Annotated in this window: 21 protein-coding genes and 1 riboswitch; of the genes, 16 read left to right on the top strand and 5 right to left on the bottom strand. The window is 49.1% G+C overall.

Annotation, left to right across the window (positions count from 1 at the left end):
* Nucleotides 1–63 precede the first annotated feature (63 nt).
* Both metG and H8Z76_RS12295 read left to right on the top strand, forming a co-directional pair.
* The gene (gene metG, locus H8Z76_RS12300) at nt 64–2025 is read left to right on the top strand and encodes a methionine--tRNA ligase (protein ID WP_022514329.1); all 1962 of its coding nucleotides are present in this window, start codon (nt 64–66) and stop codon (nt 2023–2025) included.
* Nucleotides 2018–2803: a TatD family hydrolase gene (locus H8Z76_RS12295; RefSeq protein WP_207723140.1), complete on the top strand. Its 786-nt coding sequence runs from the start codon at nt 2018–2020 to the stop codon at nt 2801–2803. The genes metG and H8Z76_RS12295 overlap by 8 nt, the downstream gene beginning before the upstream one ends.
* Before the next feature lie 27 nt (nt 2804–2830).
* Here H8Z76_RS12295 and H8Z76_RS12290 read toward each other — a convergent pair whose 3' ends face one another.
* Nucleotides 2831–3646 carry a TIGR03915 family putative DNA repair protein gene (locus H8Z76_RS12290; RefSeq protein WP_186982642.1) on the bottom strand — a complete coding sequence of 272 codons (816 nt, stop codon included), beginning with the start codon at nt 3644–3646 and terminating at the stop codon, nt 2831–2833.
* An 11-nt stretch (nt 3647–3657) separates the two neighbouring features.
* Nucleotides 3658–5055 carry a putative DNA modification/repair radical SAM protein gene (locus tag H8Z76_RS12285; RefSeq protein WP_186982640.1) on the bottom strand — a complete coding sequence of 466 codons (1398 nt, stop codon included), beginning with the start codon at nt 5053–5055 and terminating at the stop codon, nt 3658–3660.
* 201 nt (nt 5056–5256) lie between these two features.
* Nucleotides 5257–5450: riboswitch (cobalamin riboswitch) on the top strand.
* A gap of 183 nt (nt 5451–5633) precedes the next feature.
* Here H8Z76_RS12285 and H8Z76_RS12280 point away from each other — a divergent pair.
* The 14 genes from H8Z76_RS12280 (at nt 5634) to H8Z76_RS12215 (ending at nt 18540) form a co-directional block, all read left to right on the top strand.
* Nucleotides 5634–6620 carry a sirohydrochlorin cobaltochelatase gene (locus H8Z76_RS12280; RefSeq protein ID WP_022514324.1) on the top strand — a complete coding sequence of 329 codons (987 nt, stop codon included), beginning with the start codon at nt 5634–5636 and terminating at the stop codon, nt 6618–6620.
* A gap of 13 nt (nt 6621–6633) precedes the next feature.
* Complete coding sequence (locus H8Z76_RS12275; protein ID WP_147619197.1) at nt 6634–7644, top strand: hypothetical protein; 1011 nt, start codon at nt 6634–6636, stop codon at nt 7642–7644.
* A gap of 1 nt (nt 7645) precedes the next feature.
* Entirely contained in the window at nt 7646–8803 is a 1158-nt protein-coding gene (locus H8Z76_RS12270; protein ID WP_456300149.1) for an ABC transporter substrate-binding protein, read from the top strand.
* Nucleotides 8769–9809, top strand: a complete 1041-nt coding sequence (locus tag H8Z76_RS12265) for a FecCD family ABC transporter permease (RefSeq protein ID WP_186982639.1) — start codon at nt 8769–8771, stop codon at nt 9807–9809. The genes H8Z76_RS12270 and H8Z76_RS12265 overlap by 35 nt, the downstream gene beginning before the upstream one ends.
* Before the next feature lie 5 nt (nt 9810–9814).
* Nucleotides 9815–10933 carry an ABC transporter ATP-binding protein gene (locus H8Z76_RS12260; RefSeq protein WP_186982637.1) on the top strand — a complete coding sequence of 373 codons (1119 nt, stop codon included), beginning with the start codon at nt 9815–9817 and terminating at the stop codon, nt 10931–10933.
* On the top strand, nt 10921–12408 hold the full coding sequence (locus tag H8Z76_RS12255; protein WP_186982636.1) for a cobyric acid synthase: 1488 nt from the start codon (nt 10921–10923) through the stop codon (nt 12406–12408). The genes H8Z76_RS12260 and H8Z76_RS12255 overlap by 13 nt, the downstream gene beginning before the upstream one ends.
* The gene (gene cobT / locus H8Z76_RS12250; RefSeq protein ID WP_186982635.1) at nt 12405–13463 is read left to right on the top strand and encodes a nicotinate-nucleotide--dimethylbenzimidazole phosphoribosyltransferase; all 1059 of its coding nucleotides are present in this window, start codon (nt 12405–12407) and stop codon (nt 13461–13463) included. Before H8Z76_RS12255 ends, cobT begins: the two co-directional genes overlap by 4 nt.
* Nucleotides 13464–13474: 11 nt before the next feature.
* Complete coding sequence (locus H8Z76_RS12245) at nt 13475–14029, top strand: bifunctional adenosylcobinamide kinase/adenosylcobinamide-phosphate guanylyltransferase (protein WP_186982634.1); 555 nt, start codon at nt 13475–13477, stop codon at nt 14027–14029.
* Nucleotides 14017–14778, top strand: coding sequence for an adenosylcobinamide-GDP ribazoletransferase (locus tag H8Z76_RS12240; protein WP_186982633.1), 762 nt, complete (start codon nt 14017–14019; stop codon nt 14776–14778). The genes H8Z76_RS12245 and H8Z76_RS12240 overlap by 13 nt, the downstream gene beginning before the upstream one ends.
* A 1-nt stretch (nt 14779) precedes the next feature.
* A complete protein-coding gene (locus H8Z76_RS12235; RefSeq protein ID WP_186982632.1) occupies nt 14780–15181 on the top strand; it encodes a bifunctional adenosylcobinamide kinase/adenosylcobinamide-phosphate guanylyltransferase in 402 nt (133 codons plus the stop codon).
* Nucleotides 15154–15795: a histidine phosphatase family protein gene (locus tag H8Z76_RS12230; protein ID WP_147619189.1), complete on the top strand. Its 642-nt coding sequence runs from the start codon at nt 15154–15156 to the stop codon at nt 15793–15795. The genes H8Z76_RS12235 and H8Z76_RS12230 overlap by 28 nt, the downstream gene beginning before the upstream one ends.
* A complete protein-coding gene (cbiB, locus tag H8Z76_RS12225) occupies nt 15792–16769 on the top strand; it encodes an adenosylcobinamide-phosphate synthase CbiB (protein WP_207723139.1) in 978 nt (325 codons plus the stop codon). Before H8Z76_RS12230 ends, cbiB begins: the two co-directional genes overlap by 4 nt.
* A 78-nt stretch (nt 16770–16847) precedes the next feature.
* Nucleotides 16848–17903, top strand: a complete 1056-nt coding sequence (locus H8Z76_RS12220) for a pyridoxal phosphate-dependent aminotransferase (RefSeq protein ID WP_186982631.1) — start codon at nt 16848–16850, stop codon at nt 17901–17903.
* A gap of 1 nt (nt 17904) precedes the next feature.
* On the top strand, nt 17905–18540 hold the full coding sequence (locus H8Z76_RS12215) for a precorrin-8X methylmutase (RefSeq protein ID WP_186982629.1): 636 nt from the start codon (nt 17905–17907) through the stop codon (nt 18538–18540).
* A 2-nt stretch (nt 18541–18542) separates the two neighbouring features.
* On the opposite strand, the gene H8Z76_RS12210 is transcribed toward H8Z76_RS12215, so the two are convergent.
* The 3 genes from H8Z76_RS12210 to H8Z76_RS12200 all read right to left on the bottom strand — a co-directional run bounded on the left by H8Z76_RS12210 (nt 18543) and on the right by H8Z76_RS12200 (nt 22710).
* Complete coding sequence (locus tag H8Z76_RS12210) at nt 18543–19526, bottom strand: Gfo/Idh/MocA family protein (RefSeq protein WP_186982628.1); 984 nt, start codon at nt 19524–19526, stop codon at nt 18543–18545.
* Nucleotides 19527–19618: 92 nt separating this feature from the next.
* Entirely contained in the window at nt 19619–21349 is a 1731-nt protein-coding gene (locus H8Z76_RS12205) for a methyl-accepting chemotaxis protein (protein WP_022516650.1), read from the bottom strand.
* A gap of 23 nt (nt 21350–21372) precedes the next feature.
* Entirely contained in the window at nt 21373–22710 is a 1338-nt protein-coding gene (locus tag H8Z76_RS12200) for a carbohydrate ABC transporter substrate-binding protein (RefSeq protein ID WP_147619186.1), read from the bottom strand.
* Between the last annotated feature and the right edge of the window lie 85 nt (nt 22711–22795).

Genomic DNA, 22795 nt, shown 5'->3' with positions numbered 1-22795 from the left:
GAAGATCCGGAAGTGAGGGCGGTTTTTTTATATATAGCAATAAGAAAAAGAGGAGATAAAAAGATGGCAGACAAAGGAAAATTTTATATGACAACTGCAATCGCATACGCATCCGGCAAACCGCACATCGGGAATACTTATGAGATCGTGCTTGCAGATGCGATCGCGCGTTACAAAAGACAGGAAGGCTATGATGTCTATTTCCAGACAGGAACCGATGAGCATGGCCAGAAGATCGAGTTAAAGGCAGAGGAAGCCGGAATCTCACCGCAGGAATATGTGGATCAGGTATCTGCGGAGGTAAAGAAGATCTGGGATCTGATGAATGCTTCCTATGATAATTTTATCCGTACTACCGACGCGGATCACAAGAAACAGGTTCAGAAGATCTTTAAGAAGCTCTACGATAAAGGTGACATTTACAAGGGATCCTATGAGGGACTTTACTGTACACCGTGTGAATCTTTCTGGACAGAGTCACAGTTAGTGGACGGAAAGTGCCCGGATTGCGGCCGTGAAGTAAAGCCGGCAAAGGAGGAGGCATATTTCTTTAAAATGAGCAAGTATGCGGATCGCCTGATCGAGCACATCAATACACATCCGGAATTTATCCAGCCGGTTTCCAGAAAAAATGAGATGATGAACAATTTCCTGCTTCCGGGACTTCAGGATCTTTGTGTATCCAGAACTTCCTTTAAATGGGGAATCCCGGTAGATTTTGATCCGAAGCATGTCGTTTATGTATGGCTGGATGCGCTGACAAACTATATCACCAAGATCGGATATGACGCGGATGGCAATTCCTCGGAGCTGTTTAATAAAAACTGGCCGGCGGATCTTCATCTGATCGGAAAGGACATTATCCGTTTCCATACGATCTACTGGCCGATCTTTCTGATGGCACTCGATCTGCCACTGCCAAAGCAGGTATTCGGACATCCGTGGCTGTTGCTTGGAGACGGCAAGATGAGTAAATCAAAAGGAAATGTCCTGTATGCGGATGAACTGGTAGATTTCTTTGGTGTAGACGCGGTGCGCTATTTTGTACTGCATGAGATGCCATTTGACAATGACGGTGTGATCACCTGGGATCTTTTAGTAGAGAGAATTAACTCTGATCTTGCGAACACGCTCGGAAACCTTGTAAACCGTACCATCTCCATGAGCAACAAGTATTTTGGCGGTGTGGTAACGGATACCAAGGTGAGCGAAGCAGTAGATGATGACTTAAAGAAAGTAGCGACAGAGACCGTTGGAAAGGTAGAGAAGAAGATGGCGGATCTTCGTGTAGCGGATGCGATCACGGAAATCTTCAATCTTTTTAAGCGCTGCAACAAATATATCGATGAGACAACGCCGTGGATCCTTGCAAAGGATGATGCGACCAAGCCGCGTCTTGAGACGGTATTATACAACCTGGTAGAGGGCATCACCATGGGAGCAACGCTCTTAAAGAGCTTTATGCCGGATACAGCGGAAAAGATCTTCGCACAGTTAAATACCAAGGAGATTCCGTTTGATGAGCTGGGTACCTTCGGTCATTATGTAAGCGGAACCCAAGTGACTGAGACACCGGAGATCCTCTTTGCGCGTCTGGATATCGAAGAAGTTATGAAGAAAGTGGAAGAGCTTCATCCGAAGAAAGAGGAAAGTGAAGCAGCCGCAGGCGAAGAAGGCGGAATCGACATCGAGGCAAAACCGGAGATCACCTTTGAAGATTTTGAAAAACTGCAGTTCCAGATCGGAGAAGTGATCGCGTGTGAGGCAGTTCCGAAGTCCAAAAAACTGCTCTGCTCCAAGGTAAAGGTCGGAAGCAGCGTAAAGCAGATCGTTTCCGGCATCCATAAGTACTATACCCCGGAAGAAATGGTGGGTAAAAAGGTCATGGTACTTGTAAACTTAAAACCGGCAAAACTGGCAGGAGTTCTTTCAGAAGGAATGCTGCTGTGCGCAGAAGATGCGGACGGAAATCTGTCTCTTATGACCTCTGAGAAACCAATGCCGTCAGGAGCGGAAATTGCATAGTAAGATATTTGAGACACATGCGCATTATGAGGATGCAAAATTTGATGCGGACAGGGAGGCATTTATTGCATCCCTGCCGGAACATGACATTGAATATGTGATCAATGTCGGTTCCAGTCTTGAGACGACGGAAAAGAGCATTGCCCTCGCGGAGCAGTATGACTTTATTTATGCGGCGGTCGGGGTGCATCCGAGTGATGTGACAGAGTTAAACGAGGAAAATTTTAAGGCGATCGAGCAGGCTGCGGAGCACAAAAAGGCGGTGGCAGTCGGGGAGATCGGACTGGACTATTACTGGGATAAAGAGCCGCAGGTGCAGGAGAATCAGCGTTACTGGTTCAAACGCCAGCTGGAACTGGCAAAAGAGAAGGATCTTCCGGTCATCATCCACTCCAGGGATGCCGCAGAGGATACCATGCAGATCTTAAAGGAAACGCCGATGCGTGAAATGCCGGGCGTGATCCATTGTTACTCCTATTCGGTAGAGATGGCGCGTGAATTTCTGAAGATGGGCTATGATATCGGCGTAGGCGGAGTGCTGACGTTTAAGAACGCGAAGAAGCTTCGGGCAGTGGTCGAAGAGATTCCGCTGGAGCGGATCCTGCTTGAAACGGATTGTCCGTATATGGCGCCGGAACCGCACCGGGGCGAGCGGAACAGTTCGCTTTTTATTCCGTATGTTGTAGAAAAAATCGCGGAAATTAAAAGTATTTCAACAGAAGAAGTATTACAGACAACGAACGCAAATGCGAAAAAGCTGTTTGCGCGGGTAAAGTAAAACAGAGATACCGGATACGGTGGAGTTTCAGTTTTGAAATTCCACCGTATCTTTTTGGAAACGTTTCGGAATGTTCTGATTCTGAAGTGACGGATTTTTGCGGGCTTCGATTGTAATGCTTTCAAAGAAACCGCACCAGAGCTTCTGGTATTCGAGCTCGGAATCGGAGTAGTTTTGGATCAGGTTCTGATCCAGTGCGGAAGCATTGGCAATCAGAAAATCGAAAGCCCCGGCGCGGTGGATCAGTGCCAGTTTCCGTGTTCCGTCATAGATCATAAAATTTTCCTGCGGCAGCCGGTCACAAAAGTGTTCCCCCAGGATTGGGAGGACATCATTTTTCGGGTGGATCTCGGAAAACAGGATGCCGGAGCGCAGTTCTTTAAAGCGCAGAAAGCCGAGCAGGTGGTGCGCTTCGTTTTGTACACTTCTTGAAAGTTCAAACAGATAGAGAACGTAGGGATTGCCGAGACACTCGAGGACGCGATCCGGATACTCCATGGAGAAGGCGAGCAGCAGCGTGCGGTAGAGCGCGTCCGCCTTTGTAATGGAAAAAGATGAGGACGACGACCTGCGTCCGGATCCGGCAATGCCGCTCTCGTCTGCCATGATCGCCTGAAACAGGACCGGGGAGGCGGCAGCTCCAAGCCGGCGCCGTATGGTATCGGCAACTTTCCGGCTCTTTTCGGCATCTGTGGTTACATGGATATATTCACAGAAGAGTTCATAATTTTCCGGTTCTTTCGCGAGAATGCGGATGTTTTTATGTCCCAGGCGGCTTGCCCAGGCATCATATATGGCAGTAAAAATACTGTCCGGGTCATCATGACATACAAATACATACATTGGGAAATACCTCATTTCGCAGAACAAAGCTGCGGTGGTTCTGTCATACCGACATCAAATAAAGAAATCTGTTTATAACCGCTCTCGCGGATCTCACGCGGGATCTGTGTCTTATCCCGCAGCAGGTTTTCGCAGATGTAGTTTTCTTCTAATTTGGTGCGGTACATCATTTTGCCGGAGCAGGTGATAAAGTAAAGCGCGCGTTTTAAGACAACGCCCATCTTCTTTAAATCCGGGAAGTCCAGTCTGGCAGAGCGTCTTGCCTGGAGGATGCGTTTGGCGGATTTGGCACCGATGCCCGGAACACGGAGCAGGGTCTTATAATCTGCGCGATTGATCTCCACCGGGAAATACTCCAGATGGCGCAGTGCCCAGTCACATTTCGGATCAAGATAAATATTGAAGTTCGGGTTGTCCTCCGAGAGCAGTTCGTTTACCGAAAAGTGATAGTAGCGCAGCAGCCAGTCCGCCTGATACAGGCGGTGTTCCCGCAGAAGCGGCGGGCCGCCGGGCAGAACCGGGAGACTCGAATCCTCGGTGACATTTACAAAGGCAGAATAAAAGACACGTTTTAAATCAAACTTCTGATAAAGCCCTTCCGCCACGCTCATGATCTGATAGTCATTTTCCGGGGTGGCGCCGATGATCATCTGGGTGCTCTGACCAGCCGGAACAAAGCGGGAGGACGGAGCGGACAGATCCATGTGCGGATTACCGGAAACTGCCGGAGGAAAGACAGATCCGGCAGAGGAAGCGTCAGTAGAAGAAGCACCGTCGGAAAGAAGCAGCCTGTCGTTTCGGATGCCGTTCTGGATCTGACGCATGGGTGTTAAGATCGTGCGTCTGGATTTGCACGGGGCAAGCGTATGCAGGGAGTCTGAGGTCGGAAGCTCCAGATTGATGCTCATGCGGTCAGCAAGAAAGCCGGTGCGCTCGATCAGGGCGGGGTCGGCACCAGGAATCGCCTTTACATGGATATATCCGTTAAAGTGATGCTTTATGCGGAGCTGGTAGAGCGTCTGATAGATCAGCTCCATCGTGTAGTTCGGGCTCACCAGAATACCGGAACTTAAAAAAAGTCCTTCGATATAATTGCGCCGGTAAAATTCCATGGTAAGGGAACTGACTTCATCCGGAGTGAACGAGGCGCGCGGAATGTCATTCATGCAGTTGTTCTGGCAATAGGAACAGTTGAAGATACATTCGTTGGTAAAAAGGATCTTTAACAGGGAAACGCATCTTCCGTCCCCCGAAAATGTATGACAGATGCCGGGCGCAATGCAGTTTCCCATGCCGTGACCGTTTCCCTTCCGGTCTACGCCGCTCGAAGTACACGCAACGTCATATTTGGCGGCGTCGGATAAGATCTGTAATTTTTCCATGACGGTCATTTGTTTTGGAATCTGCATGTCAGGTCTCCTTCTCTGTGTTCGTCAGGATCAATCGGAACACGGTATTATCATCAGGTTTCATTTATAGAAAAGAACAAATGTTCTAAAAGCATCATAGCATGATGCGAACCAAAATGCAAGAGAAAATCGAAAATACGTTCGAGACAAAATCTGGAATAAACATTGCTTTTTTCCTGTGGATGTGCTATATTACGAACTAATTGAACAAAAACAGCAGGTGTCAGATAAAACGGATGTTTTGATCTGGTGAAAAGGGAAACAGGTGTGAATCCTGTACGAACTCGTCACTGTATTTAGGGAGCGCATGCCGCAGACGTCACTGGGAGACCGGGAAGACAGGCATTGTGTGTGGATCTATGAGCCAGGAGACCTGCCTGCTGTGGTGTACAGGGACAGGGTTCCAGGCCACGAGTAATTGGTTGTACGACAGAGAAGATCTTTTGAATCTGCAGTCCATTTACATTTTGTTTGTAAATGGGCGTTTTTTCTTATGGAGAAACAGCCGGAAAAAGAGCATTTATGGCAGGGCTTTGATTTTGTATACCGTTCATAATAAAAATTTGGAGGAAATCATTATGAAAAAGAAAATCGCAGTGTTACTCACAGCAGCCCTGACCGGAGCGTTTCTGCTCGCAGGATGCGGCAGCAAGGCAGATGATACCGCTGCTACGACAACAGACGCAAAGGAAAGCGTACAGGCAACCGAAGAAAAGAGCACAGAGGAAGCAGTAGCAGAAGCTTCTACCGAGCAGAACACAGAAAACGCAGGTGATAAAGTGATTTTAGTAGTAAGTTTCGGAACAAGCTATAACGACAGCAGAGACATTACGATCGGTGCGATCGAAAATGCAGTTACAGCAGCATTCCCGGAATATGAAGTGCGCAGAGCATTTACCAGCCAGATCATCATCGACAAATTAAAGGAACGTGACGGACTGGAGATCGATAACGTAGAAGAAGCGCTTGACCGCGCAGTAGCAGACGGCGTAAAGACACTGGTTGTTCAGCCGACCCATCTGATGAGCGGATTTGAATATACAGATTTAAATGACGCGCTTGAAGGTTACAAGGATAAATTTGACCAGGTTGTACTTGCAGATCCGCTTTTATCCAGCGATGCGGATTACGAAGCAGTGGCACAGGCAATCACAGCAGAAACCGCTTCCTATGATGATGGTGAGACTGCGATCTGCTTTATGGGTCATGGAACAGAAGCAGATTCCAACGCAGATTACGCAAAACTGCAGGAAGTACTTACCGCAGACGGATTTGAAAATTACTACATCGGAACCGTAGAAGCGACTCCGTCCGTAGAGGATCTGATCAACCAGATCAATGAAGCTGGAAAATACAAAAAAGTGGTATTAAAGCCGCTCATGGTAGTAGCAGGTGATCACGCAAACAATGATATGGCAGGCGATGAGGATGATTCCTGGAAATCCCAGTTTGAAGCAGCAGGTTACGAAGTAAACTGCATCATCGAGGGACTTGGACAGGATGAAGCGATCCAGAACATCTATGTATCACATACACAGGCAGCGATCGACAGTCTTGCAGAATAAGGAGTAATGAGGTTTGAAGCAGAAAATAGCTATATTTTTTGCAGCAGTGATTTTGGGGAGCAGCGCATTTTGCGTCTCCCCGAAAGCTGTTTTTGCAGAAGAAATAAATACAGAAGCGGGCACGGAAGGAATGGTCGCGACGTCGGAAGAGATGGCAGGCGTCGAGGAAGTCGGCAGCGATACTATGGTACCGGTTACCGGAAGTGAGGTAAAGGATGGCACTTATGAGATCAATGTGGAATCCTCCTCCTCCATGTTTCGTATCGTAAAGGCAGAGCTTACCGTGCAAGACGGCAGTATGAGCGCAGTGCTCACATTAGGCGGAACCGGTTACCTGCAGTTATTTATGGGAACCGGAGAGGAAGCGGTGGCAGCGGATGCGTCGGCATATATCGGATATGTGGAGGATGCGGATGGCGCATATACCTACACGGTTCCGGTCGAGGCGTTGAATCAGAAGATCGACTGTGCCGCATTCAGTAAGCGCAAGGAGAAATGGTATGACCGTACGCTGGTATTTGACGCGGAAAGTCTCCCGGCGGACGCGCTTCTCGTGGATCTGACACCGGCTGCAGAGGCAGCAACGGAGAGCGAACCGGAGGAGACATCTCTTTCGGATGGCACTTACCAGGTAGACGTTGTACTTTCCGGAGGAAGCGGCAGAGCGTCCATTACATCTCCGGCGAAGGTTACAGTGAAAGATCATACCGCAACCGCGACGATCGAGTGGAGCAGCCCGAATTACGATTATATGATCGTTGGGGATACGACCTATGATCCGGTAAATAAAGACGGAAATTCCACATTTGAGATCCCGGTCACGGCATGGAATGAGGAAATGACGGTCATTGCGGATACAACGGCGATGAGTGAGCCGCATGAGATCACCTACACGCTGACGTTTGATGAGGATTCCGCAAAAAAAGACGGAGTTTCCATTCCGTATATCGTCGGGATCTTTGCAGTCTGTTTCCTTGCGGGAACCGGTATTGGCTATATGATCTGGAAAAGAAAGAAGAAGTAAGATGATACGAAAAAAGCAGATACTTTTTTTGATTTTCATAATGGCAGCAGTGCTTCTGACATCCTGCGGACAAAAGGAGGATGCCGGAAGCCTTGCTGTGGATGAAAACATCAGCGCATCTCTTACTTACGATCACAGAATGCAGCTTGATTACGCGAAAGAGTTTGCAGTGGATTACTATAATGACGGCTTGGCGCTGATTACAATATCAGATGGCAGCCGTTTTTTGGTTGTGCCGCAAAAGGAAGAGGCGCCGGATGATCTCGATTCCGATATCGTGGTGTTAAAACAGCCGGTCGATCACATTTATCTTGTGGCATCTGCAACGATGGACATGTTCCGGTCGCTCGATGCGCTCGATGCGATCAGCCTTTCCGGGACAAAAAAAGACGGATGGTATATTGACGAGGCAAGGCAGGCAATGGATAATGGAAGTATCCTTTATGCGGGAAAATACAGCGCACCGGACTATGAGCAGATCTTAGACACCGGATGCAATCTGTCGATCCAGTCAACGATGATCTACCATTCCCCAGAGATCAAGGAAAATCTGGAAAAATTCGGGATTCCGGTACTGGTCGATCACTCCAGCTATGAGACACATCCGCTCGGGAGGACGGAGTGGGTGAAATTATATGGCGCGCTCGAGGGAAAGGAAGATGTGGCGGAGCAGGTGTTCGCGGAGCAAAAAGACGCCGTGGCGGCGGCATCTGACGGAGAAAATACCGGAAAGACCGTAGCGTTTTTCTATATCACGTCAAATGGCAGTGTCAACGTCCGGAAATCAGGTGACTATGTCCCCAAAATGATCGAACTTGCGGGCGGAAACTATATTTTTTCTGACCTCGGAGCCGATACCGATGCATCCTCGTCAGTCAATATGCAGATGGAAGAATTTTACGCGCGCGCGAAGGACGCGGACTATCTGATCTACAACAGTACGATCGAGGGCGAGGTAAAATCATTGGACGCGCTTCTCGCAAAGAGTGATCTTCTGTCCGATTTCAAGGCGGTAAAGGACGGAAATGTCTTTTGCACAACGCAGAATCTCTATCAGAGATCCATGGAGCTTGGCACGATGACCGGTGATATCCACACGATGTTAGAAGGAGAGGAGAATGCCGATGAAACCTATACGTTTTTATTCCGGCTGCAGTAAAAAAAAGGCATATGCGGTTTTGTACGCAGATCTTATTTTGCTGCTTCTCATTCTTGTGGCATGTAATATCTGTATCGGTAGTGTGAATATCCCGCTGTCCGAGGTGGCTTCCATCCTTGGCGGGAAAGAAGCAGGTGAGACGGTGAAAAACATCATTTTGCAGATCCGGTTTCCGCGGGCACTTGCGGCGGTCATTTTGGGCGGCGCGCTTGCGCTCTCCGGGTATCTGCTTCAGACGTTTTTTCACAACCCGCTTGCGGGGCCGTTCGTGCTCGGCATTTCTTCCGGCGCGAAGCTCGTAGTCGCGCTCGTCATGGTATTTTTCCTCGGAAATGCGTTAAAGATCAGTTCGTTTGCGCTGATCCTTGCGGCGTTCGCGGGAGCGATGATCTCCATGGGATTTGTACTTCTGATCTCAAAAAAACTGCGGCAGATGTCAATGCTTGTGGTGAGTGGTGTCATGATCGGCTATATCTGCTCGGCTGTCACGGATTTTGTCGTGACATTCGCGGATGATTCCGATATTGTAAATCTCCACAACTGGTCAATGGGCAGTTTTTCCGGTATTTCCTGGGGAAATATCCGGGTCATGTCGGTGGTCGTTCTTCTGACAGGCGCAGTGACGTTTTTTTTGTCCAAGCCGATGGGCGCTTATCAGCTCGGGGAATCCTATGCGAAAAATATGGGAGTCAACATCCGGCTGTTCCGCGTGCTTCTGGTACTGCTCTCCAGTATTTTGTCCGCGTGTGTGACCGCGTTTGCAGGTCCGGTGTCCTTTGTCGGGATCGCGGTTCCGCAGCTCATTAAAAATCTGTTTCGGACGGCAAAACCGATCCTTATGATCCCGGCGTGCTTTTTGGGTGGCGGCATCTGCTGTCTGTTCTGTGACCTGATCGCGCGTACGCTGTTTGCGCCGACTGAGCTTTCCATCAGCACCGTGACAGCGGTATTTGGCGCGCCGGTCGTGATCTTTGTGATGATACGCCAGAAAAGGGAGGTAAGATAAACAGCATGGAAACTTACTATTTTTCTGCCAGTCAGATGACGGTTGGATACGAAGGAAAGCCACTGATAAAAGATATCACACTGAATGTAAAAAAAGGTGAGATCTTAACACTGATCGGGCCAAACGGCGCGGGGAAATCTACCATATTAAAAAGTATCATCGGGCAGCTTTCTTTGATCGCCGGAACCGTGCTTTTGGACGGAGAGAGCATTGAGCGGATGGAGGCGGCAGAACTGGCAAAGAAGATGTCTGTTGTTCTGACCGAGCAGGTGCGCACCGAGCTTATGACCTGTGAGGATGTCGTAGAGACCGGACGTTACCCTTATACCGGGCGTCTTGGTGTGCTTTCCGAGAAAGATCATGCCGTTGTGCGGGAGGCGATGGAGCTTACAAGAACCACGGCGCTTGCAAAAAAGGATTTTCATTCGGTTAGCGACGGAGAGAGACAGCGTGTGATGCTGGCGCGTGCGATCGCGCAGGAGCCGGAGATTTTAGTACTCGACGAACCGACGTCTTATCTCGATATCCGTTATAAACTGGAATTTTTATCGATCTTGCAGGAGATGGCAAAGACGAAGAAGCGGACAGTCATCATGTCACTGCATGAGCTGGATCTCGCCGAGCGGGTCTCCGACCGTGTGCTGTGTGTCAAAGGCGCATATGCCGGGCGGTTTGGAACGCCGGAGGAGGTATTCACGCCGGGGTATATGAGTGAGCTTTATGATATTACGGAAGGCACATTTGATGAAGCGTCCGGCAGAGCGGAGCTTCCCCGTGTGACCGGAAAGCCGGAAGTTTTTGTGATCGCGGGCGGCGGAAACGGCGCGCCTGTCTATCGCAGGCTTCAGCGGGGAAAAATACCGTTTTCCACGGGAATCCTGTGGAAAAATGACATCGATTACCCGGTGGCGTGCGCACTGGCGGCAAAGGTGATCGCGGAGGAAGCGTTTGAAACAGTCACCGCAGAGACGCTTGCGGCAGCAAAGCGTGAGATCGATCAGTGCGGGCGGGTGCTATGTCTGTTTCCTGATTTTGGCGCGTTCAATCAGGCAGACCGGGAGCTCTTCTTGTATGCAAAAAGTCTTGGAAAATCAGTGGAGGGAGAATTGCCATGGCAAAAGTGATCATGATACAGGGAACGATGTCCGGGGTTGGAAAAAGTCTGCTCTGCGCCGGACTCTGCCGGATCTTTGCGCAGGATGGCTATCGCACCGCGCCGTTTAAGTCGCAGAACATGGCACTCAACTCCTTTATCACAAAGGAAGGACTTGAGATGGGACGCGCACAGGTCATGCAGGCGGAAGCGGCAGGAATCGAGCCGTCCGTGTGTATGAATCCGATTCTTTTAAAGCCGACGACGGATGTCGGCTCACAGGTGATCGTAAACGGCGAGGTGCTTGGAAATATGCCGGCAAAAGAATATTTTGCCTACAAAAAAAAGCTGGTTCCCGAGATTAAAAAGGCGTTTTTAAAGCTGTCCGAACAGGCGGATATCATCGTGATCGAGGGGGCGGGAAGTCCTGCGGAGATCAATCTGAAAGAAAATGATATCGTAAACATGGGAATGGCGGAACTGGTCGATGCGCCGGTGCTTCTGGCGGGAGATATCGACCGGGGCGGCGTATTCGCGCAGCTGCTCGGCACGCTCCTCTTGCTGGAGGAGAGGGAAAGAGACCGGGTATGCGGGCTTATCATCAATAAATTCCGGGGCGATAAGAGTATTTTGGATCCGGGGATCCGGATGCTTGAGGAAAAAGGTCATGTGCCGGTGGCGGGCGTGGTGCCATATATGCACCTGTCACTGGAAGATGAAGACAGTCTGACCGACCGTTTCGCGAAAAAAAGAAAAGGAGCGATCGATCTTGCGGTCATTCATTTTCCACGCATTTCAAATTTTACGGATTTTGATGTGTTTGAGCAGAACCCGGATGTATCGGTGCGGTATGTGACCGGCACGGCAGAGCTGTCAGATCCGGATCTGATCCTGCTTCCGGGCAGTAAAAACACGATGGGGGATTTAAAGTGGATGCGCGAAAACGGACTGGAAGCGGCAATCAAAAAGAAGGCGGCGACGACCGTGATCTTTGGAATTTGCGGCGGCTACCAGATGTTAGGGGAGTGTATCGAAGATCCCTACGGCGTGGAAGAAGGCGGAAAAATGCGCGGCATGGAGCTTTTGCCGACCCGGACGGTATTAAAAAAGGAAAAGACACGCACGCAGGAAGAAGTGGTACTGCCAGAGATCTCAGGCGTGCTTTCCGGGCTTTCCGGGAAAAAGGCATGGGGCTATGAGATCCATATGGGAGACACGAAAGGATGCGGGGAAGCTTCGGAGAATAAGCTTCCGGTCGTACTTTCCAAAGGGAATGTGTACGGTTCCTATCTGCACGGGATCTTTGACGAAAACGGAATTGCGGGAGAAGTCATCGCGGCGCTGGCAGAGCAGAAAGGGATTTCGTGCGACACCGGTGAAATGATGGACTATGCAGCCTTTAAGGAAACGCAGTATAATAAACTGGCAGATACTCTGCGGGAATATCTGGATATGGATCATATTTATTCGATTTTGCGGGAAGCGAGGATAACGGAGACACCATGACAAAGGAAGAACTTCAGCAGTTGGAGATCAGATGTCCATCGGAGGAGATAAAAAAACAGGTACAGGCAAACTGGGACGCGGTCGCGAAGCCGCTCGACGGGCTTGGAGCATTTGAAGCACTGACCGCAAAGCTCGGCGCGGCACTTGGCACAGCGGATTTTGACCTCACAAAAAAGGCGGTGATCGTCATGTGCGCGGATAACGGCATTGTGGCAGAGGGCGTGAGCCAGTCGGGGCAGGAAGTCACGGCGGCAGTCGCGGCATCCATGGGAAAGCAGGCATCCTCGGTCGGAAAGATGGCAAAAAGCATCGGGGCGGACGTGTTTCCGGTGGATATCGGGATCAATAGTACGGAAAAGATCGATGGCGTGCTGGATCAAAAGATAAGATCCGGAACAAGGGATTTCTTAATGGAACCGGCGATGACAGAGGCGGAGACGTTAGCGGCGATCGAGGTCGGAATGGAGCTTGTGCGTCGCTTCAAAGCGGAGGGATATTCCCTGCTCGCAACCGGAGAAATGGGGATCGGAAATACCACGACAAGCAGTGCGGTGGCGGCGGCGCTCTCCGGCTGTGCAGTGGAGGAGATCACCGGCAGAGGCGCGGGGTTAAGTGATGCGGGGCTTTTAAGGAAACGACAGGTCATAGCGGAAGCGTTACAAAAATATGACTTTGGAAAAGATGAGACCTTTCGCATTCTGTCCACGGTGGGCGGACTGGACATTGCGGGGCTTGCCGGCGTGTTTATCGGCGGCGCGCTTTATCAGATCCCGGTGGTTCTGGACGGCGTTATCAGCACGGTGGCAGCACTTGTGGCGGAGCGGTTGGTTCCGGGAACCCGCGCTTATATGATCCCGTCGCATAAGAGCAAAGAACCGGCGGCGGCACGGATGCTTGAGGAGCTTGCGCTTGTCCCGGTCATCGACGCGTCGCTGGCGCTCGGGGAAGGAACCGGCGCAGTCATGATGTTTGCGTTACTTGATATGGCAATGACATTGTACGAAACCAGAACAACATTTTCGGACATTTCAGTCGAACAGTATGTCCGTTTTTAAGTGAGGAAACTATGGTTTATCTGATCATCGGCGGAAGCGGCAGTGGAAAGTCTGCGTATGCGGAGCAGCTTATGGAGCGCTTTACAGGCGTTACCGAAAAGTATTACCTTGCGACCATGCAGATTTTTGACGAGGAAGGCGAAAAGAGAAAAATGAAGCACAAAGCGGCAAGGCAGGGAAAGGGATTTTTAACGATCGAGCAGCCGCGTGATATCAAAAAGGCGGTGGAGCAGATCAGGCCCGGCAGCGCGGTATTGCTGGAATGTATGTCCAACCTTGTGGCAAACGAGATGTTTCGCGCGGATGGCATAGTGCCCGGCGGACAGGTGAAAGAAAAGATCCTGTCGGAAATGCGCGCGCTGCGGGAGGCGGCATCCCGGCTTGTCATCGTGACCAATAACGTGTTTGAGGATGGCGTGCCCTATGATGCGGATACGCTTGCATATATAAGAACGCTCGGCGAGATCAATCAGTGTCTGCTCAGGGAAGCGGATGAGGCGGCCGAGGTCGTGGTCGGGCTTCCGGTCAGTTTAAAGGAAGGGAGAAAAGAGCCATGCGGATTTTAAAATCACTCTGTATTTCATTTTCGCTGTACTCCAAGATTCCGGTGCCGCAGTTTGCATGGGAGGAGGACGATATGAAGTATGTCCTCTGTTTTTTTCCATGGATCGGGGTGGTGACCGGAGCGCTTTTGCTACTCTGGAGTTACATCTGTAAGTGGCTTTCCATTGGAAATCTTGCGTTTACCTGTATCGGAACGGCGCTTCCGCTGCTCGTCACCGGAGGGTTTCACGCGGATGGATTTATGGACACGATGGATGCGTTTCATTCCTATAAAGAGCGGGAAGAAAAATTAGAGATCTTAAAGGATTCCCATATCGGAGCGTTTTCGGTGCTCATGCTGGTGCTTTATTATCTGATCTACCTTGCGGCATTTTCGGAGATAAAGGATGGACGTGCCCTGCTTGCGCTTGGCTTTGGTTATGTGATCTCCCGCTGTCTTAGCGGGATCGGTGTGGTCACGTTTCGATCCGCAAAAAATAACGGGCTTCTTTATACCTTTGCGGACAGCGCGGCAAAGCGGGCGGTGCGGGTTTCGCTCTATCTGCAGCTGATACTCTGTGCGGTGCTTCTCATTTTCTGGTGTGGAAAGACAGGAGTGCTTGTGCTGATCGCGGCGGCAGGAAGTTTCCTTTATTATCGTTACCGGAGTTATCATGAACTTGGCGGGATCACCGGAGATACCGCGGGTTATTTTGTGATGATCTGTGAGGCGGCAGTCGCGGTCGCGGCAGCAGTTGGAGGGAGATGTTAGGATGGAGCTTTATGTGGGCGGTTACGCGCAGGGAAAGACAGACTATGTAAAAAGGAAATATAAAGGGGAATCTCTGGTGGTCATTGACGGTGAAACGACAGGGCTTGGATTTGAAGACGCGGATCTGACCGCGCAGCCGGAGCGCGTGCTGTTTTTGCATTTTCATCTGTGGATCCGGCGGCTCCTTCTGGCTGGAAAAGACGCGGAGGCGGTCGCGGCGGCATGGCTTAAGGCACACCCGGACTGCGTGATTGTTGCGGATGAAGTCGGAAACGGCATTGTGCCGATGAAGCGGGCTGAGCGGGAATACCGCGACAGGCTTGGCAGGATCTTAATCTCCATTGCGGCAGAATCAGAAAGGGTGGAGCGTGTCATATGCGGAATCGGACAGAGATTAAAGTAACGCTTTCTCTGCTCCGGCATGGAGCAACACCGGCAAACAGAGAACACCGGTATCTGGGAAAGACGGATGAGGCGCTCTCGGAAGAAGGGCGGGCAGAACTTCTTTTAAAAAAGAAAGAAATTCCGGCAGAACTTCTTTTGGTCAGTCCGATGCTCCGGTGCAGGCAGACGGCGGAGATCCTTTTCCCGGGCAGGGCACAGGTGCAGATCCCGGAGTGGACAGAGATGGATTTTGGCAGATTCGAGGGAAAGAATTACAGGGAACTAAACGGAGATCCAGACTATCAGGCGTGGATCGACAGCGGCGGGACGCTGCCATTTCCGGGCGGGGAGAGCAGGGAAGCGTTCCTTCGGCGGACAAGCCTTGGATTTGCGAGGGCGCTCTCGTACCTGCGTGCGGAAAATACCATGGAAAGTGCCACGGAGATCCGGGTGGCAGCAGTCGTACACGGCGGCACGATCATGGCGCTTTGCAGTTCGTTTTCAGAGGGCGCCTATTTTGATTTTCAGGTAAAAAACGGGGAAGGCTATGTGTGCCGGTTTCATCTTCCGGCAGAGCCGGTGGATGATCTTAAATTTCTCCGAAAAAACGGTATGGAGATAAGAAAATTATGATAGTGTATCATGGAATCGCGTTTCTGGCGGGTTTTGTGCTGGATCTTCTGTTTGGGGATCCGCACTGGCTGCCGCATCCGATCCGGCTGATCGGGCGGCTCATTTCATTTTTGGAAAAAAAGTTATACGATGAAACGAAAAATCTGCGCGCGCGGGGCAGCGTCCTGGTCGTGCTTGTACTTCTCATCACCGGCGTGGTGTCCGGTGGCATTCTGTATTTTGTATACAGGATACAGCCGGTGGCGGGCTGTGTGGTCGAAAGTATTATGACCTATCAGATTCTTGCGATTCGCTCGCTAAAGGTCGAGAGCATGAAAGTGTATGATGCCTTACAGACCGGGACAATAGAAGACGCAAGGCGGGCGGTTTCCATGATCGTCGGGCGGGACACCGCATGTCTCGATGAAGCGGGAGTCACAAAGGCGGCAGTTGAGACCGTAGCGGAAAACACCTCGGACGGGGTGATCGCGCCGATGATCGCGTTAGCGGTCGGCGGACCGTTTCTCGGCTTTTTATATAAGGCGGTCAACACGATGGATTCCATGATCGGTTATAAGAATGACCGTTATCTGCTGTTCGGGCGCACTGCGGCAAAGCTCGATGATGTGGTAAATTATCTCCCGGCGCGTATCAGCGCGTATCTTATGATCGCGGCGGCATATCTGGCGGGCAGAGACTTTGACGGAACACGCGCTTTGTCTGTTTACCGGCGTGACCGGAGGAAACACGCAAGCCCGAATTCCGCGCACACGGAGGCGGTCTGCGCAGGAGCGCTGGGCGTGCGGCTGGCGGGTGACGCAAGCTACTTCGGAAAGATCGTGAAAAAGCCCTATATCGGGGATGACGTAAGACCGGTGGAGATTTCGGATATAAGACGGGCAAACCGGCTTTTGTATGTGACGGCATTTCTCTGCGAGGCGCTCTTACTGATGCTGCTTATCGTGGCCTACGCTGTTGTTGCAGGCTGTTGGTAAGGCAGGGAATTAGGTAATTGCCTGTCGTTTGCATCGGCTTATTTGGGTTAGGAAGACAGGATGGGAAGGAGCGAAAACATGAAGCATGGAGGAGACATTTACCGCAATCCGGTGAAACTGGATTTCTCGGTCAACATCAATCCGCTTGGCATACCGGAGCGTGTGCGGGAGGCACTCACGCAGGCGGTATCGGAGTGTATGCACTACCCGGACATGGAGGCGGAGGCGCTGTTGCAGGCGATCGGCCGGATGACGGGGGTATCCACAGAGCATATCGTGTGCGGCAACGGTGCGTCGGAACTGTTTGTGGCGCTCATGCATGCACTCAAACCGGAGAAAATACTGATCCCGGTGCCGTCATTTCTGGGATATGAGAAGGCGGCTGCGGCATCTGGGGCGGAAGTGCGCTATTACCATATGAGCGAAGAAAACGGTTTTTCACCGGACGATGCGATTTTTAGAGAACTGGCGGACGGCGTGGATCTTTTGTTTCTGGCAAATCCGAATAATCCGACCGGAAGCAGAGTAAATCCGGAGCTTCTGGAAAAGATCATTGCTTTTTGCAGGGACAACGGGATCACGGTGGTTTTGGATGAGTGCTTTATTGAATTTACGGACGGATGGGAAGTGCGGACTTTTTTTAAGCGGACGGGCGAATTTGAAAATCTCATCGTAGTGCGGGCGTTCACCAAGATCTTTGCGATCCCTGGCGTGCGGCTCGGCTATCTGGTCTGTGAAAATAAAGCGGTAAAAGAGCGGATCAAAGACCAGCTGCCGGAGTGGAACCTTTCGGTCTTTGCGCAGCGGGCAGGTGCTGCTGCGGTGGGCGAAGAGGATTACCGCAGAAAAACGGTTACGTTTTTAAAGGAGGAGCGGAGTTATCTCGTGACACAGTTAGAAAAACTTGGGATCAGAGTTTTTCCGGGAGAGGCAAATTTTTTATTACTGTACAGTGAACTTCCGCTGTATGAGGAGCTGTTAAAGCAGGGGATACTGATCCGAGACTGCAGTAATTTCCGGGGACTGAAAACGGGATATTACCGGATCGCGGTGAAGACGCGCGGCGAAAATGACAGGCTGCTTCGTGCGCTTGCCGGGATCTGCGCGGACAAAAAGGAAAGGGAAGGTGCATGACATGGAAGGGATTGAATATGTAAAGCCGGGAGAGATCGAGGCGAGAAGTTTTGCCATCATCGAGGAAGAATTAAAGGAGCACGGACTGGTGATCCCGGAGGAACAAAAGCCGGTGACCAAGCGTGTGATCCATACAACTGCGGATTTTGATTATGTAAAAACCATGGTCTATGCGCCGGATGCGATCGAGACGGCGAAAAAACTGATCCTGCAGGGCGCGGATATTGTGACGGATACCAATATGGCGCTTGCCGGGATCAACAAACGCGCGCTTGCGCGCCACGGCGGGGAGGTGCACTGTTTTATGGCAGATGAAAAAGTTGCGGCACTGGCAAAGGAACGGGGCGTCACCCGCGCGACCGTCAGCATGGAATTTGCGGCGCAGTTAAATAAGCCTGTGATCTTTGCGGTCGGTAATGCGCCGACAGCGCTGATCCGGCTCTATGAGATGATAACAGGCGGGGAGTTTCGCCCGGCGTTTATCATTGGAGTTCCGGTTGGATTTGTCAATGTGGAAGCGGCGAAAGAACTGATCTTAAAAACAGATGTGCCTTATATCATAAACAGGGGAAGAAAAGGCGGCAGCAATGTAGCTGCCGCGATCTGTAACGCCCTGTTGTATGAGCTTGGGCGATAGATTTACCACGTTTCGCCCGGATATTTCATGTTCCAGCTTTTCCGCAGTCTGGTCATGATGTCCATGACATCTTTGGAATACGCGAGGTGCATGGAGGAAGCGTCGCCGGTTTTTACCGCGTTTTCCATGTCAAGCATCTCGTAATACAGTGCGTTTGCGGTGTCTCCGCAGGCGATCTCTCGCACATTGCCGGTGTTTGCGTCTACGATAACAGCCTTGTCGGCTCTTGGATATTCCATGATCTCAATATAGCCCTGTTCGCAGCTGATCATCGCGCGCTTGGGCTGTTTGGAGTGCATGGAGAGGGCGACAGTCGCCATCTGGCCAGAGCCGTTTTTTAACAGAATAGTCGCCTGCTCGTCCGAACCGGTCGGCGAGGCTTTCCACTGGCTTACGATATCGTCCGGCGTCTCATCCATAAAGCTTCTCACGATCGAGAGCGCGTATACGCCGATGTCTAACATGGCGCCGCCGGCGAGATCCATATTAAAAAAGCGGTTTTTCATGTCATATTCTTTAAAACTTCCGAAATTCATGGTTATGATCTGAACTTTTCCAAGTTCCCCACTCTTTACGATCTCCCAGAGTTTTTGATAAAGCGGCATATGCCAGATGGTCATGGCTTCGGCAAGGAGTAGGTGTTTTTCGTTTGCGAGCGCGATCATTTTGTCAAGCTCCCTGCTGTTTAACGTGATCGACTTTTCTACCAGAAGGTGTTTTCCGTGCAAAAGCGCCTGCTCCATAAACGCGTAGTGCGTGTTGTGCGGGCTGGCGATATAGATGATGTCAACCGCATCATCATAAAACATGTCATCAATTTTGTCATACACCTTTGAAACACCGTATTTTTCCGCAAAAGTGACGGCTTTTTCGTGTGTACGGTTTCCAACCGCGTATAAAGATTTCCCCATTTTCTGCAGTGCCTGTGCCATCTCGTTTGCGATGACGCCTGTGCCAAGTACTGCCCAGTTTAAATTTTCGTGCATCCCCGGTATCATTCCTTTCCATATCTTTGTTATAAAGATAGTATCAAAAATCTGTGAACATTTCTATATGATTTTAGCGCATTTCCAAAGTATCATACAAATCGTTTGGCCTCGGAACTGAGGGTATCCGCCACAATCTTGTTTTGTTTAATCTGTTCGGAGATATTAGTTATTTCGTCAGAAAGATTTGCGGTGTTATCAGCAGCTACATTTATGCCTTTGGATCCTTCTGTTACAGAGGCAATGATATTGTCAATATAGTTCATGGTATGTTCGGTACATTGCCGCAGTTCTAAGGACATATTATTAAAGTTTTCAACAATACCATTGATGTAAACGGCATCATCATTGTACTGGGTTCCAGCGTCCACAAATTTGTCGTAGTCAGGAAGAATATTCTGCTGAATATACGCGACAAGATCATTGGCATTCTGGATCAGTTCGGTTACAGTTCCGACAATCGTCTGATTGATCGACTGGATATTGACAGCGGCATTGCGGCTGGATTCCGACAGATGACCGATCTCTGAGGCAACTACGGCAAATCCGCGGCCAACCTGACCGGCTCTGGCAGCTTCGATAGATGCGTTTAATGCCAGAAGGTTAGTCTGATCCGCAATACCAAGAATATCGTTGGTTAATTCGTTGACACGTTCGACCTGCTTGCTGTTTTCAATAGCGTCTTTAAGCTTTTCAATAATGTCAGTGACAACTTTACTTGTATTTTCCTTGTTTAAAATGGTGCTTTGCTTGAGAGTAGTCGCATTTTGATCCATAGTATCGGAGTAAGCTAACAGATGCTCGGATTTTTCGGAAAGTTCCTTAGCGCGGTCTTCAATATCTTTCATATCGCTGGAAATACCGGATACGGTTTCGGATACAGAGATCATGGAGGCAGAAAGTTCTTCCATTGCAACAGAAATATCACCTGAATTCTGCTCTGAACAACGAATCTTTTCATCTACATCAGAAACAATGCGGTTCATCTCCACGGAGCTTTCGGATATATGTTTCATAATATTTTGGAGTGTGAGGATAAACGCGTTTACGTTTTTTCCAACGCTTCCGATTTCATCATTTCCAGAAATGGAAAGTCTGACGGACAGATCGCCTTCATTATTTTCAATGCTGTCAACAATTTGCTGCAGGGAGCGGCTGATGTACTGCATTGGAGCAACAATGCCTTTCAGGCAGATCCAGGTTGCAATTAAAATCATAACAACAGAAACAGCAACCAGAATAATGGCAGAATTTCTGGCGAAAAGATAAGTTTTTTGCTGATCCAGGAGCGCAGAGTTCATAGCATCTTTACGCATGGAGATCAGACTTTCTATTTTTTTGGAAAGATAATCTTCGGCGGGTTTCTGAATTACATTAATTGTTGTCATAGCACCGGGATTGTCTCCCTTGGAACTCGCATCAAGTACCTGATCCATTCCGTCCTTATATTTTGAAAATTTATCTGTCATAGCACCGAAATATTCTTTTTCACGGTCTGTCATTGGCTGCTTTTTGTATTCATCAAAATAGCCCTGCATGTCTTCCATTTTAGAATCAATGGTGTTTTTAAAATTGTTTTTGCTTGTGGAGTTATCCGCATCGCAATGCGCATACATATTTTTTCCCATGGATTCAAGATCGGCAGACATATCCATGAGCAATTCGATACTTTGGGAACAATCATTCGAAATAACAACGCCTGCATTTAGTAAACGTTTGGAATTTATAAGACTGGAAATACCAGCTAACAGTACGGCAATCCCAAGGATTGCGATCGGCAGCATAACCTTTAATTTTATACTCATATTTTTTAAAATTTTCATAGTGTACCTCTTTTCAAAGCAGATTAATAGGAAAGTTCTGGATGAAGAGATTCTATTTTACTGTAGAAATTATTGATCGCTTCATCGAGAGAAATTTCACCGTCAAAATAAGGATGAAGGGATTCCTGAATAACTTCATTGCAGTCTTTATCATAATCGGAAATATTGCTCATATCTATTTTTTTTGCAGCTTCAGCAAACAGGGCAATGTGATTCTGACCGCCAAGAAAATCAGAAGAATAATCACTTTGGGCGATTTCATCCATTGCTGCTTCATTATTGGTGTAGTCCTGGGTATCAAGTGTGATTTGTTTCATGGTCTTTTCATCACAGGTTAGACGATACATCAAGTCTTTGATAAATGGAAGGTTATCGGTTCCATCTGCGGCGCACATCCAGGTTCCGCCCCAGTAATAGGGCTCGGGTCCTTCACAGACTGCATAATCACCATAGATTCCGTTTCCGACCTGAGCAGGATCGTTTGAGTTGGCAAGAGAGTTACTCATCAGGGTGAAATTGATGCCCCATGTAGAATAAAAGAAACCGAATACATTTCCATCAGGCCCCTGATCCTGATTCCATTGAGGACTCCACAGAGTAGTGTGATTGCAGTAATTATTTTCGGAATATTTTTTTGTCTGTGTGATCCAGTTTTGAATGCTTGGGTCGATCTGAATCTGATTATTGACAACCCATGGAGTCTGCATATTGTTGGAAAAAGGACGATAGGAATCGTCATAGCCGGATAACATATAATAACCAGCATTGTGCATCTGGTCAGCAACGGCATCAAAACCATCCCAGGTTGAAAGTTTTTGCTGTACCTGATCGGGATCATCAGTGCCAAGAACCTGTTTTGCGACGGAGCGGCGGTAAGCAAAGAGACCGGGAGTTGCCTGCCAGGTAACTCCTTTTTGCACACCATCATCATTTACAATTGCTTTGGTATAAGAGTACTGGTTTTTCAGATCGTCATCTGTCAGACCGATGTCTTTTTTTACATCAAGTGTATAAGAAGATTTTACATATTTCCCAGCATAATCCGCCTCGATGAGAAAAAGATCCACACGATCATCATCAATGACCTTCTCCTGGTTTGCAAGCGCTTCATCCAAGTTGATCTGATAAGCATTGTCGTCATCTGATATTATGAAAAAATTAACTTCTACGCCATGTGATTCAGCAATATCTGCTGCGTAGCTTTCGTATATGCTTTTAAATTCATCATTCCAGCAATATATGTTTACAACCTGTCCTTCATTGGATGTGTAGTTTGTTTCTACAGTAGAACTGCCACATCCGTACAGAGAAGTTGTACATAAAAGGAGCCAGACAGATTTGCTGATTTTTCTTCGATTCATAGAAATTCCTCCCTTAAAATAAACATCTGTGTCAATATCTGCTCTCTTTTTATCATACTGGTAAAAAAATATATATCAGATTTTC

This window comes from Roseburia yibonii (assembly GCF_014297335.1).
GTDB classification, from domain to species: Bacteria; Bacillota; Clostridia; order Lachnospirales; family Lachnospiraceae; genus Roseburia_D; species Roseburia_D yibonii.
The sequence above is the reverse complement of the archived record's forward strand: the minus strand, read 5'-3'. Positions and strand labels throughout refer to the sequence as shown.

Coding starts and splice junctions, on each gene's coding strand:
- H8Z76_RS12265 (WP_186982639.1), top strand. CDS start 8,769: ATGAAACCTATACGTTTTTATTCCGGCTGCAGTAAAAAAAAGGCATAT.
- H8Z76_RS12245 (WP_186982634.1), top strand. CDS start 13,475: ATGGTTTATCTGATCATCGGCGGAAGCGGCAGTGGAAAGTCTGCGTAT.
- H8Z76_RS12200 (WP_147619186.1), bottom strand. CDS start 22,710: ATGAATCGAAGAAAAATCAGCAAATCTGTCTGGCTCCTTTTATGTACA.
- H8Z76_RS12240 (WP_186982633.1), top strand. CDS start 14,017: ATGCGGATTTTAAAATCACTCTGTATTTCATTTTCGCTGTACTCCAAG.
- H8Z76_RS12210 (WP_186982628.1), bottom strand. CDS start 19,526: ATGCACGAAAATTTAAACTGGGCAGTACTTGGCACAGGCGTCATCGCA.
- H8Z76_RS12260 (WP_186982637.1), top strand. CDS start 9,815: ATGGAAACTTACTATTTTTCTGCCAGTCAGATGACGGTTGGATACGAA.
- H8Z76_RS12235 (WP_186982632.1), top strand. CDS start 14,780: ATGGAGCTTTATGTGGGCGGTTACGCGCAGGGAAAGACAGACTATGTA.
- H8Z76_RS12230 (WP_147619189.1), top strand. CDS start 15,154: ATGCGGAATCGGACAGAGATTAAAGTAACGCTTTCTCTGCTCCGGCAT.
- metG (WP_022514329.1), top strand. CDS start 64: ATGGCAGACAAAGGAAAATTTTATATGACAACTGCAATCGCATACGCA.
- H8Z76_RS12205 (WP_022516650.1), bottom strand. CDS start 21,349: ATGAAAATTTTAAAAAATATGAGTATAAAATTAAAGGTTATGCTGCCG.
- H8Z76_RS12290 (WP_186982642.1), bottom strand. CDS start 3,646: ATGTATGTATTTGTATGTCATGATGACCCGGACAGTATTTTTACTGCC.
- H8Z76_RS12255 (WP_186982636.1), top strand. CDS start 10,921: ATGGCAAAAGTGATCATGATACAGGGAACGATGTCCGGGGTTGGAAAA.
- H8Z76_RS12215 (WP_186982629.1), top strand. CDS start 17,905: ATGGAAGGGATTGAATATGTAAAGCCGGGAGAGATCGAGGCGAGAAGT.
- cobT (WP_186982635.1), top strand. CDS start 12,405: ATGACAAAGGAAGAACTTCAGCAGTTGGAGATCAGATGTCCATCGGAG.
- H8Z76_RS12270 (WP_456300149.1), top strand. CDS start 7,646: ATGATACGAAAAAAGCAGATACTTTTTTTGATTTTCATAATGGCAGCA.
- H8Z76_RS12280 (WP_022514324.1), top strand. CDS start 5,634: ATGAAAAAGAAAATCGCAGTGTTACTCACAGCAGCCCTGACCGGAGCG.
- cbiB (WP_207723139.1), top strand. CDS start 15,792: ATGATAGTGTATCATGGAATCGCGTTTCTGGCGGGTTTTGTGCTGGAT.
- H8Z76_RS12220 (WP_186982631.1), top strand. CDS start 16,848: ATGAAGCATGGAGGAGACATTTACCGCAATCCGGTGAAACTGGATTTC.
- H8Z76_RS12285 (WP_186982640.1), bottom strand. CDS start 5,055: ATGCAGATTCCAAAACAAATGACCGTCATGGAAAAATTACAGATCTTA.